Origin of the sequence: Microcoleus sp. bin48.metabat.b7b8b9.023, assembly GCF_013299185.1 — a bacterium.
Lineage (GTDB): Bacteria > Cyanobacteriota > Cyanobacteriia > Cyanobacteriales > Microcoleaceae > Microcoleus.
This window is the reverse complement of sequence record NZ_JAAFKG010000028.1, coordinates 74,968-92,662: the sequence shown is the minus strand read 5'-3', so window position 1 is coordinate 92,662 and position 17,695 is coordinate 74,968. Positions and strand designations below refer to the sequence as shown.

At 47.4% G+C, this 17,695-nt stretch carries 11 protein-coding genes; 1 reads left to right on the top strand and 10 read right to left on the bottom strand.

The genetic code is table 11. From position 1 onward, the window contains the following. The first annotated feature begins 348 nt into the window (after positions 1–348). The gene (locus tag QZW82_RS17045; RefSeq protein WP_293150192.1) at positions 349–591 is read left to right on the top strand and encodes an addiction module protein; all 243 of its coding nucleotides are present in this window, start codon (positions 349–351) and stop codon (positions 589–591) included. Here QZW82_RS17045 and QZW82_RS17040 read toward each other — a convergent pair. The 10 genes from QZW82_RS17040 to QZW82_RS16995 form a co-directional block, all read right to left on the bottom strand. After that, positions 577–3,462, bottom strand: coding sequence for a response regulator (locus QZW82_RS17040; RefSeq protein ID WP_293150191.1), 2,886 nt, complete (start codon positions 3,460–3,462; stop codon positions 577–579). The two genes, QZW82_RS17045 and QZW82_RS17040, sit on opposite strands and share 15 nt — an antisense overlap. Before the next feature lie 419 nt (positions 3,463–3,881). After that, entirely contained in the window at positions 3,882–4,340 is a 459-nt protein-coding gene (locus QZW82_RS17035; protein ID WP_293150189.1) for a response regulator, read from the bottom strand. A 23-nt stretch (positions 4,341–4,363) separates the two neighbouring features. Further along, positions 4,364–6,640: an ATP-binding protein gene (locus QZW82_RS17030; protein ID WP_293150187.1), complete on the bottom strand. Its 2,277-nt coding sequence runs from the start codon at positions 6,638–6,640 to the stop codon at positions 4,364–4,366. Between the two features lie 203 nt (positions 6,641–6,843). Beyond that, positions 6,844–7,962 (bottom strand): alkene reductase, encoded by a 1,119-nt coding sequence (locus QZW82_RS17025; RefSeq protein ID WP_293150185.1) that lies wholly within the window; start codon positions 7,960–7,962, stop codon positions 6,844–6,846. A gap of 440 nt (positions 7,963–8,402) precedes the next feature. After that, positions 8,403–8,966, bottom strand: a complete 564-nt coding sequence (locus tag QZW82_RS17020; protein ID WP_293150183.1) for a Uma2 family endonuclease — start codon at positions 8,964–8,966, stop codon at positions 8,403–8,405. A 95-nt stretch (positions 8,967–9,061) separates the two neighbouring features. After that, positions 9,062–11,020 carry a pseudouridine synthase gene (locus QZW82_RS17015; protein ID WP_293150181.1) on the bottom strand — a complete coding sequence of 653 codons (1,959 nt, stop codon included), beginning with the start codon at positions 11,018–11,020 and terminating at the stop codon, positions 9,062–9,064. Positions 11,021–11,468: 448 nt separating this feature from the next. After that, positions 11,469–14,042 carry an Ig-like domain-containing protein gene (locus tag QZW82_RS17010; RefSeq protein WP_293150179.1) on the bottom strand — a complete coding sequence of 858 codons (2,574 nt, stop codon included), beginning with the start codon at positions 14,040–14,042 and terminating at the stop codon, positions 11,469–11,471. Positions 14,043–14,053: 11 nt separating this feature from the next. After that, the gene (locus QZW82_RS17005) at positions 14,054–14,947 is read right to left on the bottom strand and encodes a hypothetical protein (protein WP_293150177.1); all 894 of its coding nucleotides are present in this window, start codon (positions 14,945–14,947) and stop codon (positions 14,054–14,056) included. 95 nt (positions 14,948–15,042) lie between these two features. Continuing rightward, on the bottom strand, positions 15,043–15,939 hold the full coding sequence (locus QZW82_RS17000) for a hypothetical protein (protein WP_293150175.1): 897 nt from the start codon (positions 15,937–15,939) through the stop codon (positions 15,043–15,045). A gap of 173 nt (positions 15,940–16,112) precedes the next feature. Beyond that, on the bottom strand, positions 16,113–16,994 hold the full coding sequence (locus tag QZW82_RS16995; RefSeq protein WP_293150173.1) for a hypothetical protein: 882 nt from the start codon (positions 16,992–16,994) through the stop codon (positions 16,113–16,115). Between the last annotated feature and the right edge of the window lie 701 nt (positions 16,995–17,695).

Genomic DNA, 17,695 nt, shown 5'->3' with positions numbered 1-17,695 from the left:
TCGCAAGACTCTTTGTTATTCTAAATGTGAGGAAATGCTCAAGCATTCTATTAAATTATTAATACATTACTTGAAGTTTGACGATATTCCCATTCCTGGAGCATTCATACCTTGATTCAGCAACGCCAATGAGGCTTTGCGCCAATACATTCAGCAACGTCGGGAATCGTTAGAGGAAATTTTGCGACGAGTCCTCAGGGAAGAACTTGAACGCATTGAAAAGTAGTCGGAAATTGTCTGGGTTAAAAGTATCAGGTATGGACTATGTTTGAGAAATAATTTATCAATATCTGCTCGCATCAAATTTTTGTTACAATACGTTTATAGTTTATTATTCTGCGAGGAGCTATGCGGTCGATCGAGCAACTGACAAAGGAAATATTATCTTTACCTCATGAATCAAGGGCACTTCTTGCAGACAAATTGGTAGAAAGCTTAGAATTCGACACCGACTCAGCAATTCAGGCAGTTTGGATTACTGAAGCAAAAAGACGCAGAGACGAAGTTCGGGATGGTGCAGTCCAACCGATTGCAGGCGAAGAAGCTTTGGCTCAAGTTAGGCGGCTTTTTCCATGGCTATTTGCTCAGTAAATCCCCGATCGCCCCAACCAATAGATTTGGCTCGACCGGCTTGGAAATGTGCCTCTGAAAGCCTGCTGCCAGAGCTTGTTGGTGGTTGATTTCTCCAGCATAGGCAGTCAGTGCGATCGCCGGGATCAATCCCCCCCGCTCAGGTGATAGAGAACGCACATATCCGATCAAGCTGTAGCCATCCATTTCTGGCATTCCAATATCGCTCACCAAAACATCCGGCACAAACGACTCTAGCGCTACGATAAATTCAGCCGCAGATGCAACTGTCATCACCTGTGCTCCAGCCATAACCAGGAATGCGCCGATTACTTCCCGGCTGTCTGCCTCGTCATCAATTGCCAACACTCGGATGCCTCTGAGATCCTGTTCTGCTTCTAATAACTTGTCCGGATTTTCCCCTGTTTTGACGTTCAGCAGCGGCAGAGTGACTCTAAAAGTGGCTCCTTTTCCTTCCCCAAAACTGTCAGCTTTGATTGTTCCGCCGTGGGCTTCTACCAGTTGATAAACGATCGCCAGTCCCAACCCTAGCCCCCCGTGTTTGCGAGTAACAGAAGCATCTTCTTGGCGGAAAGACTCAAAGATGTAGGGCAAAAAGTCTCGATTGATGCCTTTGCCAGTATCTGTTACCACAATCTGCGCTTGGTTGTCTGCTTCGTCTAGTTTAATGTCTACTCGTCCACCCTTGGGAGTGAACTTGACAGCGTTGGAAAGCAAATTCCAGACAATTTGCTGGAGGCGAACTCCATCCCCAGACACTTGCCCGATATTGGATAGCACCGGATGAATCACAATTGACTTGGCGGTGGCGGCAGTCTGCACTGTTTCGATCGCACATTCAATCGTAGATAACAAATTGACGGCAGTCACGTTCAAACTCAGTTTTCCCCGCAGCACGCTAGCCATATCGAGCAAGTCGTCAATCAATTGAGCCTGTGCCAGGGCATTCCGTTCGATCGTCGCTAACGCTGCTACAGTTTTGGTTTGATCCAGCCTGCCAGTTTGCAGCAACTTCGTCCAGCCTAAGATCGGGTTGAGGGGCGATCGCAACTCGTGAGAAAGCACCGCCAGAAACTCGTCTTTGATCCGGTTAACTCTTTCCGACTCCGCCAGGGCAGCTTGTTTTAATTGCAGAATGCGATCGCGTTCGATTTCCGCTTGTTTGCGATCGGTGATATCCCGCGAAGTCGATAAGATTTGTACAACTTGGCCTGCCACATCCCGGATCGGTGCTAACACGACATCCCACCATTTTGGCGTGCCTTTGGCGGTGGCACAAAAGCCCTGAAATCTAGCCACTTCTCCTGCCTTCGCCACCGCGATCGCAGCTTCCACCTCTTCCCGAGCTTCATCTTGCCAAAAACAGAGCCATTCCGCGTTCAGGTAGGGGGTGAGATCGTCGATCTCCAACAGGCACAGCCCTCCTGCATTCATGTATAACAGCCGTGCATCCAGATCCAGCACTTTGATGCAGTCGCTGCTGCTGTCTAACACCCGTTTTCTAAACTCTTCACTGTGACGCAGCGCTTCCTCGGTGTGCTTGCGAGGGGTAATATCCAAATCTACGCCCGACATCCGTATCGCTTGCCCGAGCTCATTATAAAACACTTTCCCCAGGCTCAGCGCCCACCTGATTCTGCCGTTGGGATAGATCACCCGAAATTCAATCTCATAGTTGGCTCCCGTAGCGATCGCAGCATCGATCGCTTCTAGCACGCGATCGCGGTCTTCTGGATGCAGCCTTTCCACAAACTGGTAGTAAGAGCCCTCAAACTCTCCAGGCGCCAACCCAAACAAGTCTTCCATGTTAGAAGACCAGGTAATATGGTTGTCTGGAATATTCCAGTCCCAGGTTCCCATGCGGGCGGCATCTAGCCCCAACCGCAGTCTTTCTTCGCTGCCTCCCAACGCTTCCTCAGTGCGTTTGCGTTCGGCGATTTCGCGTTGTGCTTGCTCGTAAAGCTCCGCCTGTCTGATCGCAATGCTCACCTGAATTGACAGTTCCTGGAGCAAGTCAATTTCCAACGGTTGCCACTCGCGGGGGGAGGCGCAGTGATGAGCAATCAGCACTCCCCAAAACTGGTCTTCGTGCAAAATGGGAACCACTAGATTCGCCTTAACTTGGTACTGACTCAAGAGTTCCACGTGGCACGGGGAAATGCTGCCGTCGTGAATATCTGCTTTTGTACTCACCATTCCCAGACGGTAGCGATCGACATAGCTCTCGACAAAACAAGGATCGTAGATCTGGGCTGACAGAATCGATATCCATCGATCCCCAACGGATTCTGCCATCACAGTTCCTATACCGTCTGGTTCTAACCGAAACACGATCGCGCGATCGGTATGCAGGAACTGTCGCACTTCTTCGACAGTGATGTATAAAATTTCTTCTAGGTTGAGCGTTCCATGCACTTTCTGTGCTATCCGCGCGATCGCCCGCTCTCGATCGATCCGCTGTTGCAGTTGCTGGCGTAACTCCACGGCTGCGATCGTCCTGTGCACGGCCAATTGCAAACTCTCTGGGGTGATTTGCCCTTTCACGAGATAGTCTTGGGCGCCTGCTTTGATTGCCTGGACTGCGATTGCCTCATTCCCCTGCCCCGTCACCATAATCACGGGTAAATTTGGTTGCTGTGCTTCGGTTTCCCAGGCTGCCAGAAATTCTAGCCCATCCAAATCTGGCAGTCGGTAGTCGAGCAACACCACATCTGGCTGGTGCTGCTGCCACAGAGCCAGCCCTTGCTGTCCAGACTTTGCAGCCACGATCGTATAGTTATACTCGCGATCGCGCAGCAAATACCGCCGGTACATTTCAGTGTCTTCCGGGTTATCCTCCACAATCAAAACAGTGCGCTCAACTTTACTCATAAAAATTTATACCGGAAGCGGGAAACGAGCGTGGCTTTAGCCCGCTCGTGGGAAGTGAGTCGGGGGACTTCAGTCCCCGTCTTTTTCTTTCTTATTGCGTGGTAGAAACAATTTATTGTATACTAGATTTGTGAGTAAGAAAAGAACTATCTACGTGTTGAAACATCCTAGTACGGAGAAATCCCGACCCCCGCGAAACAACGGTTAAGTGTACTTAACGGCAGTATGACAAGAAAGGGTAAATAATGGCAGGTTGTAGAGCGTACCACAACTGGCAAGCGCGATAGACTGAAAACAAAGGTAAAAGTAAGCACAATTGCAACATCGTTTGATAGTTGTCTTGAGTGTCTAGAAGGATCTTTGACTATCCTTTCTAAGCTTGTCTTAGAGAATCGAGCGTGTCTTTAGACCTGAGAATGTCAAAACTGGTCTTCCTCGGGAGACTGAACAGGGAGCATCGTGATTTCAAACCAGTAGCTCAACAACGTCTGAATAGTTTGCTTCAATAATTTGAAGTCCATAGGTTTGATGATATAGCTGTTCGCCCCTTGTTCGTAGCAGGCTGCGATGTCTTTGGGATTGTTAGAGGTGGTGAAAACAACCACCGGAATCTGTTTCAAATTCCGATCCTGTTTTATTTTATATAGTACCTCTCGCCCATCCGTTCCCGGTAAGTTGAGGTCTAGCAGAATCAGTCCCGGACGCGGAGCAGTGTTAGGATTGGCGTAGGGATCCGTGCGGTAGAGAAACGCCAGAACCCGATCGCCATCAGTGCAGCGATAGACGGGGATATCCGAAAAAGATTGGTTTAAATAACGTTGGAGTGCTTCAAAGTCTTCGTTGCTGTCTTCAACGATCAGCAAGGGAGGGAGTTGCATAGCACGCATCGCTGAATATCCGGTCATGGTTTGACCGCCGCTGACAATGTGAAGTAAAACGTGCTGCCCTCACCGGGCGTCGATTCTACCCAAATTTTTCCCCCGTGTCGATCGACAATTTTTTGGACGATCGTCAAACCTGCTCCTGTACCGCCACCATATTCGTCTTGTGCGTGGAGTCGCTTGAATATCTGAAAAACTCGCTCCAAATGCTTTTGGGCGATGCCAATGCCGTTATCTCGCACATAAAACGTATATAAACTTGGGTCGTTACTGCTCCCGGGTTCTGATTCGATCGAACCAATTTCCACCCATTTCTCGGTTTTATTATTATATTTAATCGCGTTACTCATCAGGTTGAGGAATAACTCGCTAACTAGAGTGCGATCGCAGGCAACTGTCGGCAACGATTGAGTCCGAAACTCGATCGCTTGCGGAGGCCCGCCGATCTTTAAAATGTCGATCGACTGTCGCACTAAATCGTTGAGATTTGTCGGTTGGCGCGAAAGTTCGGTGCGTCCCAGCCGAGAATAGTGTAGCAGAGAGTTAATCAGATCCTCCATGCGTTGGGTTAGGCGCACCAGCGTTTGCAATTTAGCGATGCCGTCAGAATCCAACACATCCCCGTAATCTTCTATCAAGAAATTGGAATAGTTATGAATGCCGCGCAGCGGTTCTTTGAGATCGTGGGATGCGACGTAGGCGAAGGCATCTAATTCAGTGTTACTGCGTTCCAATTCTAGATTGATCTTTGCCATTTCATCTGCCTGACTGAGGATAATCCCGACGATCAGGCTGCACAGTTCGGTGGCGACTTCGATCTCGCAGGACTTCCAGGGTAACGAGCAGCCCTGCACCGTTTGTTGCCAGAGTTCAAAGGATTTGCGAGGAGACAACCGCATCTCGCGATCGATTGTGACTTCGACAGGTTTGTTCGGGTTGCCGCCCCAGTTGACTGTTTGAATCACTTCTGGACGGAACCAGAGTATATAATTTTGGTTGACTTTGGAAATTTCTAATGCTAACAGTCCACTCGCAACGCTCTTAAATGACTCTGCGGTTGGATAAATTTCAGATAGCGATCGGGTTTGAAACAGGTTGTGTTGAATTTGGCTTTTAATCCATTCCCGCAGGGCAGGAATTTCAGCTTCTGCGGGCGTTTCACCAATACAAATAACTTGTTCTCCCGCGCAAACCGCCACTCCCGTCGCACCCACTAGCTCTAGCAGGTTCGAGTTGAGTTGAACTAATCCATCCCAGAAGCTTTTTGACTGAGCTAACGATTCTACAAACTTGCTTTGCAGCGACTTCAGTGTCATTTTGTAGTCTAAGTCTTCACGATCTTTTTTGTTTGCCAGTTCGATCGACATTACCTGCCCCACAAACTCGCACATGGTTCGCACGCTATAGGGGACGTAGTTCGGCGTCGAATGATGGCAAGCAATCAGCCCCCATAATTTTTGGTCTTGGATCAGTGAAATAGACATGGAGGCTGATACACCCATATTTTTGAGGTATTCTAAGTGTACGGGAGACACGCTCCGCAGCACCGATAAACTCAAATCCGTCGGGCGCGAGTCTAACGGATTGTCCGGTGGCACTAACGCCACAGGCTCATAGGAGGAGTCGGGAATTAATCGCAACCAGTTGAGGGTATAAAGCTCTCTCGCTTGCTGGGGAATGTCGCTGGGCGGATAGTGCAAGCCCAGATAAGGCGTTAGCGTTTCTACCCGATCTTCTGCAATCACCCGTCCCGCTCCTGCGGCATCAAATTGATATACCATAACGCGATCGAATCCAGTGATTTTTCGCACTTCTTTAACTACAACCTCGCACATCTCCAGCAAGGTTGGAGCCTTTTGAATTTTAGTAATCGTTCCTTTTAATCGCTGGTAAAAATTGAAAAAGTCTGTTTTTTGTCTTTTCTTTTTGGGTTCCAATTCTAAAAAGATTATGGTATTGCAGCGATGAACAATGCCATCAAACAGAAGTAATTTTGTTTTAGCTTTCAGAGAAATATCTAACGGATTTACATACTCAAAGTCTTCGCTTAAGCACTGCCGAATTGCATTAATCTGCTGGGGAGCCAGTAAGTTTAATAGCGGTTTGCCCAACAGATCTTGAGGCTGTTTACCTAGCAAAGCCAACGTGTTATTGCTGACCTGGACAATCTTCAAGTCAGGTTCCTGCAAAACCAACAGCACCCCGTGGGGCTGAATCAGCCCTGGAATTTGAATCGGTTCGCGATCGCAGTTGGTTAAATCGACAGTTTGGGTGAAATCAACAACTTCATCTATCATGAATCGTGCGTAGAACTCCGGCTAAAAATGATTGCTATTTCTATTCATTAAAGCACTTTTCTAAGAGCGGGAAACGAGCTGGTAAATTCGCCTCCAAAGCCGGACAACTCTCCAGGGAAGTCTTGCATATCATTACTGGCATTGCTTCGTAACCCACAAAGGCGGTTGCGATACTCGGTATCGCCCCGCCCCGCACGACTAAACTAAGAAATAGCTGCCGCTTCCTGATAAGTTGGAAAGTCAATATAACCTTCAGGCCCAAAAGAATACCAGACGCCGACGACCGCAGGCGGATTGAGAGGCCAACCCCCAGCAAAACGCTCTACCAAATCTGGATTGCTGATAAAATCCCGACCAAAAGCAATTAAATCCGCCACGTGGCTGCTCAAAGCGCTTTCGGCGAGTTCTTGAGTATATCCGCAGTTACCAATCAGCGGCTGGGAAAATACATCGCGAAACTCTCCTATCACCATCGGCGTTCCCAATTCGTGAAAGCCAAAAGCTAAACCATCAAAAAGGTGAAGGTAAGCTAAACCGTAGGTATTTAACTGACTTGCGATATACAGAAAAGTTTCGCGATAATCTGGAGAACCCATATCATTGTAAACACCGTTGGGAGAAAGTCGAACTCCAACTCGGTTGGCAGGAAACACTGTCAGAATTGCCTCCACAATTTCCTTGAGAAAACGATAGCGATTTTCGACTGAACCGCCATAGGAATCTGTGCGGTGATTGGTTTTGGATTGCAGGAACGTGTCAATTAAATAGCCGTTAGCACCGTGAATTTCTACACCGTCAAAACCTGCCATTTTTGCTTTTTCTGCCGCCTTGCGATAATCTTCCACAACGATCGAGATTTCATCTGTTTCTAGAGCGCGCGGAGTTTCGTAGGGTTGTTTGCCCGCAGGGGTATGAATGCCTTCTCCGTTGATTTTGATAGCAGACGCTGCAACTGGCAATTGATTGTTTTCTTGAAAACTGCTGTGAGAAGCCCGCCCGCAGTGCCAAAGCTGCATGAAAATTGGTGTTTCGCGGCCGTGCACCGCATTTACAACTTGTTTCCAAGCTTCGGCTTGCTCGTCTGAATAAATACCGGGCGTATTCAGCCAACCGTTAGCTTGAGAAGAAATCACCGTAGCTTCTGTCAGGATCAAACCAGCACTGGCCCGCTGAGCGTAATACTCTGCCATCCAAGCGTTGGGCATCCGCGTTTCACCAGCCCTGGCCCGCGTCATGGGTGCCATGACTACCCGGTTTTTTAAGGATAAATCTCCCAATTTGAAGGGGCTCAGCAGGAGTGAAGATGTTGTTTGAGCTGTCATAATCTCGCTATGTCCTTTACTGAATAATTTGAGCAATTGGAGTTCAATCGCTTTTCAAGATAACTGAAACAGAACTTGTGTGCTAATCTTTGTCAGCATATCTATATATAGCACTCCTTGATTTTCAAGTAGTAGGGTGCGTCGCTCTCAAAAATCACTAAAAAAATCGACAATCTGGTAGCGACGCACCTATGCGATTGCGGTTCGAGTAAACAACCCTCCGTTTTATTCCGCCCAACAATTATGTTGTTTGGTTTTTTTGTTAACTATTGAATATCCAGGTGCGTCGCTCGGTTGATTGTCAATTTTATCCCAGGGATTTTTGAAAGCGACACACCCTACAACTGGTGCGTCACTCGCTTGATTGTCCATTTTATCCCAGGGATTTGTGAAAGCGACACACCCTACGACTACTGTTGTCAAAGTTTTGAAAATTAGTATTACTCAATCAGCCAACTAAATAAACCTTTAACTGTCAGATTGAATTCTCTGGCAAATTCTGGCACTGGTAACAGTACATCTGGTTCGTCAAAAAATGCTGTTGGTCGATCGCGCAAATAAACAAATACACATTGCTCAGATGGGTCAATCAGCCAGCCCATTTGCGTTCCGCAAGCCAAGCAATGTAGAATATTTTTAGTTACCTTTGTTTGGCTTTGGTCGGGCGAAAGAATTTCTATCGTCCAATCTGGAGCAATTGAGAAAACATTAGCCACTGCACCATTTTCCTGGCGAGGAATCCTGTTCCACAAGAATATCGAAACATCGGGTATAATCGATCGCCCACCAAAAGTGCAACGGAGTTCTGAGAAAGCTCGGGCAATCTTCTGGGATCTTAGCACCGAGTTAATTGCAGGTGGCAATTCTGTCTGAATTGCGCTGTCTTCTCCTTGTGGCATTGGTTTTTGGATGATACGTCCATTAATGTATTCGCTGGGGGGTTCCGTTTCCGGCAGCTTCAGAAACTCTTCTAGGGTAAGGGTTTTCGTGGGAGTCTGTAGCATTTTCAGGTTTCCTAAACAGAGGCGAGTTGAAATTCCTATGCTTGTTATTTTACTTGCAGGCGATCGCACTATCGGACTTGCGATCGCCCGCGCGATCAAAATGGCGTCGCCACCTGTAAGCTGAGTCTTGAACCCAACTGCGGATGCTCAAAGGAGAGTTCCCGCGCGTGCAAGTGCAGTCGGTTCGCAGCGGCGCGACATCCGTAAAGTCGATCGCCCAAAATCGGCATTCCCAGCCCTCGAACATCCGCTGCATGAACCCTCAATTGATGCGTGCGCCCCGTCAGCGGCAAAAACTCAACGCGAGTACAATTTCCCTCCTTCGCCATTACCTGAAACCGAGTAACGCTGGGTTTTCCATACTCCCAATTAACTTGCTGAACCAGGGAATTTTTCGGGTCTTCTTTTACCGGGAGTTCGATCGTCCCCGCCTCTATGTTGACAGTCCCCGAAAGCACTGCTTCATAAACTTTGTGAACCCGCCGTTTCTCAAATTGCAGGCTTAGTTGACTGCTCGTTTCTTTGTCCCGCGCCAGCAACAAAATCCCAGATGTTGCTAAATCTAACCGATGCACCGCCGTCAGTTCTAACCCGTCCTGTAACAAGTTTTGCAAGCGACTCAAAACGCTATCTTGATTTTCCAAATAACGACCTGGAACTGACAGCAAACCTGAGGGTTTATTGACGGCAATCAACCATTTGTCTTCATAAACAATTGGCAGCATTTCCTGGGGATTGGTGACTGGCAAGATGCTCGTTCCAGCAAATCTTTTGAGATTTGTGGGGAGTAGGGGTTGGGCATCTTGCGTGCCCCAAGAGCGATCGGTAACGGGCAAGATGCCCGTTCCACCATGATTGTTTTGATGATTTGTGGGGAGTAGGGGTTGGGTATCTTGCCCGCCCCTAAAAGTCTGACTTGTCGGGCGGGCTTCGATGCCACCATTAAAAGACTGATTTACACTTTTTTTAAATGGGGCTTTTGACAGATTTTTACTATTAGCTGGCGATGTAAAAGCCGGGTAAGCTTTCGGCCCCGAAACAATTGGATTTTGTGGCAATCCTGACAGCAAAAAACCCATCAACGGCTGACACCGATCGCTACAAGCACCATAAAACTCTCCCGGAACTTTGTCACCCGATGGCGGCCCCCACCAAAACTCAGCCATTGCTAGCGGTTTCAGATTGTGTACAGCCGCGCAGTGCAGCAATTTTGGCGCGCAGCAGTCGCCGGTGCCAGTGGGAATAGAATTAGTTGGCATCAATTCCTGGATCGATCGCGATTTACCCAAAAAATTCACCAGACTGTAAGCTGCGTGCATCTCGGCCTGAAGTTGGCGGGAAAGTTCTTTTCGCGCTTGTTTCAGCACCCGCATCCGCTCATCGGCAGCTTCAACGATCTTTTTTATAGGCTGCAATATTGCATCCCGCTGCCGTTTTAATTGCCTGCATTCAATTCCCTCCAAACGGCTTTCTTGATTTAGTTTTTCCAGGGCTATTAAGAGTGTGTCTCCTGCGAGAGTTTGACACAGTAATTGACGTTGTTCGTCTCGCTGCTGCTTGCAATTGCGGTGCCGCGCATTCAAAACTTGCAATTGCAATTCAAATTCGCTCAATAAGGCTGCATATTCCTGTCGCTGCGGGAGTTGATTCAGTGCAATCAGTTCCTGTTTCATCGCCTCCAATTGGGCCAGCGTGCGGGCTTCTGTCAAAGCAACTCGCGATCGCCCCGGAATCGGCGGCACCCAGCCGTCAACAACGCAGCAACCGTTCAACAACCCAGAAAATGCTTTGAGAATTCGCTGTTCCCCCGAAGGCATTTCCACCAGCAAGATGCCGTACATCTTCCCCTCGCGATTGTAGGAATCGTCAGCAGCAAGGTACTCCATCAAACCCCTGGCGATCTCTTCAGACATTCGAGTACGCGGCAATCTCAGCAGATCCGCACTTTGAGGGCAATGCCCTTCGTACCAATAACTGGGGCTAGAGTCGATCGACTCGCGATCGGAGTCCGTAAAGCAGTCCGTGAAATCTAAAAATGCGTGCAAAAGTAACATCTTAAATTTGATTTAAAATCTCGATCGGGACATATTGGTTTGTGTCTTGACCGTATTGTACAGCGGTATCTACCAAGTAGGATCGCTGCATAATTGTATAAATACACACTTAAGTAAATATAATTAGTAGCAGCAGACTTGGTATGCTAAGGTCTGTAGGGTGCGTCGCTGCTAGATATTGGATATAACTTGCTGATGTACGGGTGGCGACGCACCTTACACGGGAGATCGGATTGTGTGTACCAAATATATAGCGCTTATCAGAAAGATGAGGTACGTTGTTGGGCTTCAGCCCTATACGTCTAAGCGGTTATACAAGCTGTCAGCTATACCTCATCTTTCTGAGAAAGGCTATATATGGAATATGCTGTATCAGTTAAAAATCAAGGCTCTTTCAGGACAGCAAAACTTTTTTCATAGCTAGCTGTCCCTACTTCCAAATAGACTGCTAGAGGATAGTAATTGTCTGACCAGCAGTCAAACTGCTGAAGTCATACGTTGTGCCACCAGCTATGAGTTTTTCAAACTCGGAAGTTATCATGAGTTGGTCACCTTGGGTGAAAGTCCTCGATGTGCCCCATATCCCAACGGTATAACTTCCTGGCGTTAATTCTAGTGTGTCATTACCGTTTCCGCCGTAAAAATCACCACTCCCAAAACCCTTGATATAGTCTTCTCCCTCTCCTAAAAACACACTTCCACTGCTATTGGCGGCTGACTTAAAGCCTTTATTAGCAATGATGGAGTCGTTACCATCACCAGTATTAATGTTACCGCCGTTGTTATAAATGCCATATCCGGTACAAGTGCAACCATCAACAAAGATATAGTCATCACCACTGCCAGTATTAATGATACCCTCGTTGTAAAGGATGCCAGTGCTAGTGATTGTGTCGTTACCATCACCAGTTCCAATAAAGTTGAAGTTCTCAATCGCACGGTTGGGAGAGTCTACATCGGCGCTGATAGAGTCGTTACCATCTCCTAATAACACTGCATTCCTGTTAATAAGCGTTCTTTTCCCATTCCCTGCATTAAGGCGATCGTCTCCTGGTGTTCCTGTTAGTCCATCTGTCCCGTTACTGCCGTCCAGGTCAACGCCCACTTCAACAAAAACTGAAGCCGTAGCTGTACCAGTTCCATCGCTAATCGTATAAGTGAAACTGTCACTGCCACTAAAGGTCGTTAAAGGAGTGTAAACTAATCGATCGTCAGTAAAGTTATTAGGCGTACCGCGATTATCAAGAGCAATGCTACCTCCTTTCGTAGAAACGCTGTCAAATGCCTTTATGGTTATGACATCTTTATTAGGGTCGCTGTCGTTAGCCAAGACATTTATACTAACAGCGAGGTTCTGGTTCGTTGTGACCTTATCATTTACCGCTGTGGGAGGAGTATTCACAGACCCAGGCGGTAAATTGATGATGTTGAGCAAGATGTTCACCAAGTCCTGATCCGTCGAGGCCTTAAGGAACTCGCCTCCGGTGGTGTTTGCTATGCCTTCAAGGGCAGACGTATCAACACCATTAGGGCCAGTAAATATTGTAAATATCTGGACTTGTGCAGTCGTCGGGTCAGGAGTGATGGGGTTGTTGGATGGCACAAATGGGAAAGGGGGATTAGCGTTGGGGTCTCCTGGGTTACTTCGTTGTTGCGTACTGCTCGAACTATCATTTCCCAATGTCAGGTTAAAGGTATCGACTGAGCCGCCCGCTCCCGCTACGGAGGAACGCGCTCCTATCGTGGCTCCAATGCTGCTAGCAAGGGCGTTTATTTGGCCGGCTAGGGCGCCGTCTTTCGCTGCGGCGTCTGTAAATAGAGCGATCCGAAGCACGCCTGCGCCAAACCTCCATTTCCCCATAGACCCGTCTAGCGCAACACGAAGCCCGTCAAAGGCTGTCTCGGGCAGGTCGCCGCCACCGCCTACAGTAATGCTATTTATTGCTGCAAGTGCGGCGGATTTTCTGGCTGCAAAGTCATCTTGATCTGTAAATGGGAGAATAACCGATGACGGTTCCCCATTCGCAGTGTCCTTATAGCCGACTATCCCAATACGACCATCCTTTTCGCCGCCAGCAAATACTGCATCAATAAGTGAGGATGCCTGCGCTTTCACTCTTCCTATCGATGAACCCATGCTGCCTGTAGTGTCAATCACAAGAGCGAAATCGGTTTGGAAGGTAAGACCACTTTGTGCAAGTTTGTATGTCTGACCGCCGTCAAACTGCACGAATTCGACGTTTTTCAGCGTATCTGAACCAGCATCCTTTGCACCCCGTGCATGGCGAACTGACCAAGAACCGTCTGAATTTTTCTTGATGTCGTAGTCAGCTTTCGTCCCAAAATAAACTCCGGTGTCTGTACCAGCGTCTCCGTTCAACGTATCATCACCACCACCGCCGAACAAAAAGTCATTGCCGTCACCAGACTCAAGAGTGTTGGGGGATGTCCCTCCGATCAGCAGGTCGTTCGATGCACCGAGTGCGGCCGAATTCCAGTTGTTGTCATCACTGTTGGCAGCATCGATCGCCGCGCCGTTTGTATACTCATAATTGAGTTTATGAAGGGTTCCGTAACGATCGTATCCAATGTAAGAAAGCTGTTCGGGAAGACCAAGCTCCTTGTAAATCTGATTTACAAACCTAACATTATCTCCTTTGTAATCTGTGGGCGTCAGATTATCTTTTTTTGGGGTCAGCGCATGACCAAGCTCGTGCACTAAACTCGTGAGTAACGTATCTTTTACGGCTTTGCCAGTCGGAGTGATGTAACTTGCATTGCTCAACTCTGCCAAATCAATTTGCAGTATGCCAATAGGAGGACCACTCCTAGTAGTTAAAGCCTTAAACTGGCCCGGCTGGAATTGTATGTTTATTATGTTCCCGCCATTAATCCAAGTGTCGAACATAGTCTTAGCTGTGGGCGAACGGTCGTATGCTGTCTGCATAGTGTCCAGGATCTGTTGCTCGTCGGCGGCAATAAAACCCGTGAAGTTTGTCTTTTCACGAAATGTCCAAGCCATAATTTTTTTCCTTAATGAAGGTCGTTAATCCGGTATCGATCGAGAGTGAATATGTCTTTGAGATCGAGCACGCTTTCGTAGCGGATCTCAGTCGTTTCTGACGCGAAAAATTGGTCAACGAGGGTCTTGGTAAGATCGGTATATTCGATCGCTCCCCGCGTAACGGCGGATTTCAGAGCGAGGTCCAGCCACGTGTAGAAAGGACCGCGTTGCCCCGACGCATAGCGAAACAGCCAAAGAATATCTGGTGGCAAACGCTTTGAAATACTGGCTTCGGCGGCAGGCAGGGCTTCTGGAGACGGTGCAAGCAGCACAGAGTCCTTGTAATCTTGTATAAATTGCCTGAAGATGCCGTTATCAATCGGAAGCAGAGGATTGGTGGGCGAGGCACGTATGCCCGACATCAGTGCTTGATCGAACAGAAACTGTCGTTCGTTCCACAGGAACACCGCACGCACAACGAGCCTGGGCGAACGGCTGAACGTGAGTTTTACCCAAGGACTATCCAAATACCTGGCATCATTGGATTGTGTACGCTCTAAGTCGAACGGTGCTACGATTGGCGCAGTTGTGGATTTGACCAGCGGACGGTAAACGAAAAAAAGCTTGACTTCTGGAGAACTTTTCAAATCTCCGTGGCACTGCGATATTTCGTCAATCTTGGCAGAGACGTGTTTGGAAATGGTAGTGACATAGTTCTTGAAAGGTGAATCCTGCAAAGTGTCAACGGAGGTGCCAGAAATCTGCCTCCCGCCCGTTTCGTCGATAATCTGAATTGAAGTTTGCACTTTTGGGCAGCTCTGCTGAGAGTACGTGCTTTTCATCGCGAGTACGTTGATCAGTAAGGAGGCAATGAATATTAGGGCGATCGTTTTGTGCGATCGAATTCTTAAATTGAGTGGCATAATGAAACCCTTCCCTCAACTTTCTTGTCCAAATCAACGTCTGACACAAATTAACGTCGTCTTTTAAGAAAAAGTCCAAGCCATAATTTTTTTCCTTAACGAAGAAGGTTGTTAACCCGGTATCGATCGAGGGTGAATATGTCTTTGAGATCGAGAACGCTTTCGTAGCGGCTCTGGGTCGTTTCTGACGCGAAAAATTGGTCAACGAGGGTCTTGGTAAGATCGGTATATCCGCTTGCTCCCCGCTCAAGGACGGATACAAGAGCGGATTTCGCATGCCTAGAGAAAGGAATGCGTGTGCTTTGAAACGCATGGCGAAACAGCCAAAGGATTTCTGGTGGCAAGCGCTTTGAAATACTGGCTTGGGCAGCAGGCCGGGCTTGAGACGGTACAACCAGCACAGAGTCCGTATAATCTTTTACAAATTGCTCGAACATGGGCTCATCAATTGGAACCATAGGATTGGTGGGTGAGGCACGTATGCCCGACATCAGTGTTTGATCGAGCAGAAACTGTCGTTCGCTCCAGAGGAACACGGCACGCACAACGAGCCTGGGCGATCGGCCCAACGTGAGTTTTACCCAAGGACTATCCAAATACCTGGTATCATTAGATTGTGTACGCTCTAAGTTGAACGGCCCTTCAATTGGCGGACTCACGGATGTGACCAGCCGACGATAAACGAAAAAAAGCTTGACTTCTGGAGAACTTTTCAAATCCCCGTGGCACTGAGCCATTCCGTCAATCTTGGCCCTGACGTGTTGGGAAATTGTAGTTGCATAGTTCTTGAAAGGTGAATCCGGCAAACTGTCAACGGACGTGCCAGAAAACTGCCTCCCGCCCGTTTCGTCGATACTCTGAATTGAAGTTTGCACATTTTGGCAGTTCTGCTGAGAGTACGTGCTTTTGATAGCAAGTACGTTGATTAGTAAGGAGGCCATAAGTATTATGGCGATCTTGTGAGATCGAATTCTTAAATTGAGTGGCATCATGAAACTCTTCCCTCAACTTTCTTGTCCAAATCAACGTCTAACACGTCTTAACTTAGCTATTTGAGAAAAAGAAGTGTTGCAATGAACTAATTTAAGGATCGCTGCTTCTTCGGCAGGAATAAAACCAGTTAACGTCGTCTTTTGAGAAAAAGTCCAAACCATGATTTTTTTCCTTAGTGAAGTCGGTTAACCCGGTATCGATCGAGGGTGAATATGTCTTTGAGATCGAGAACGCTTTCGTAGCGGATCTCTGTTTGTGCTGATGTAAAAAATTGGTCAACGAGAGCCTTGGTAAGATCGGTATATCCGATCGCTGCCTGCGTAAGGATGGAGTTAAGAGCGGAGGTTACTTCCACCTGGAACGCAGACAAGCTGCTTTGCCGCGCATTACGAAACAGCCAAAATATTTCTGGTGGCAAGCGCTTTGAAATACTGGCTTGGCCGGCAGATTTGGCTTCTGGAGACCTTACATCCACCACAGAGTCCGTGTAATCTTCTACAAATTTCTCGAAGATCGCCTGATCGATCGGAACCAGAGGATTGGTGGGCGAGGCACGTATGCCCGACATCAGTGATTGGTCGAGCAGAAACTGTTGTTCGTTCCATAGGAACACGGCACGCACAACCAGCCTGGGCGAACGGCCCAACGTGAGTTTTACCCAAGGACTATCCAAATACCCGGTACCATTAGATTGTGTACGCTCTAAGTTGAACGGTGCTACGATTGGCGTGGATGTGACCAGCCGACGGTAAACGAAAAAAAGCTTGACTTCTGGAGAACTTTTCAAATCCCCGTGGCACTGAGCCATTCCGTCAATCTTGGCCCTGACGTGTTTGGAAATGGTAGTTACATAGTTCTTGAAAGGTGAATCGTACAGGGACGTGTCAGAAATCCACCTCCCGCCCGTTTCGTCGATAATCTGAATTGAAGTTTGCACTTTTGGGCAGCTTTGCTGAGAGTACGTGCTTTCGATCGCGAACACGTTGATCAGTAAGGAGGCAATGAATATTAGGGCGATCGTCTTGTGCGATCGACTTAAATTGAGTTGCATCATGAAACTCTTCCCTCAACTTAACTTGTCCAAATCAACGTCTGACACCAATTGATTTTGATTTTTGCCAAACCAACTCCTTTTAAATTTTTGGAAAAAAAAGTGTCGCAATGAAATGAATTGATTGGTTTTTATTGCCTAATATTTAGCAACTACTATTTATTGCCATCCCGAGCAACTCGATATAAAGAACAACATACCTCTTAATTAAACGATGTATAGCCATCGCAATAAAAGTTAACACACTACCTTTTTAATGACAGACTCTATTAACTCAGATATCGCAGCGCAGAGATTTGAAGGATTCTGGGAAAATTAACACCGTTTATAGAACCCATTTGACATCTATTGCCGTTGCCACAAGCTTTATGCAAGAAGGATTTCAGCTTTTTTGCTTCGTCGCTACATGATTTCTCATGTTGTGGCTATTGAGTTATATCGCAATCCTAAATGATTCAGATAAATTTGTAGGTAGTGCCCCCGTGCCTACCCCATACCTATCGGGCAACCACGAGGCAAAGAGCCCCTAAAATAATTATGCAAATGATTTAGGATTGCTATATGAGACGGCTTGTTTGTCCGACTTATTGTTGAATAAAAAATATAAAATAGGTTCTATAGAAGCACTTTTGGAGATGATGGGAAGGTAAACCCAGCCCAAAAACGGATACAAGTTTCAGACATTCGTAGTGGAGAGATCAAAA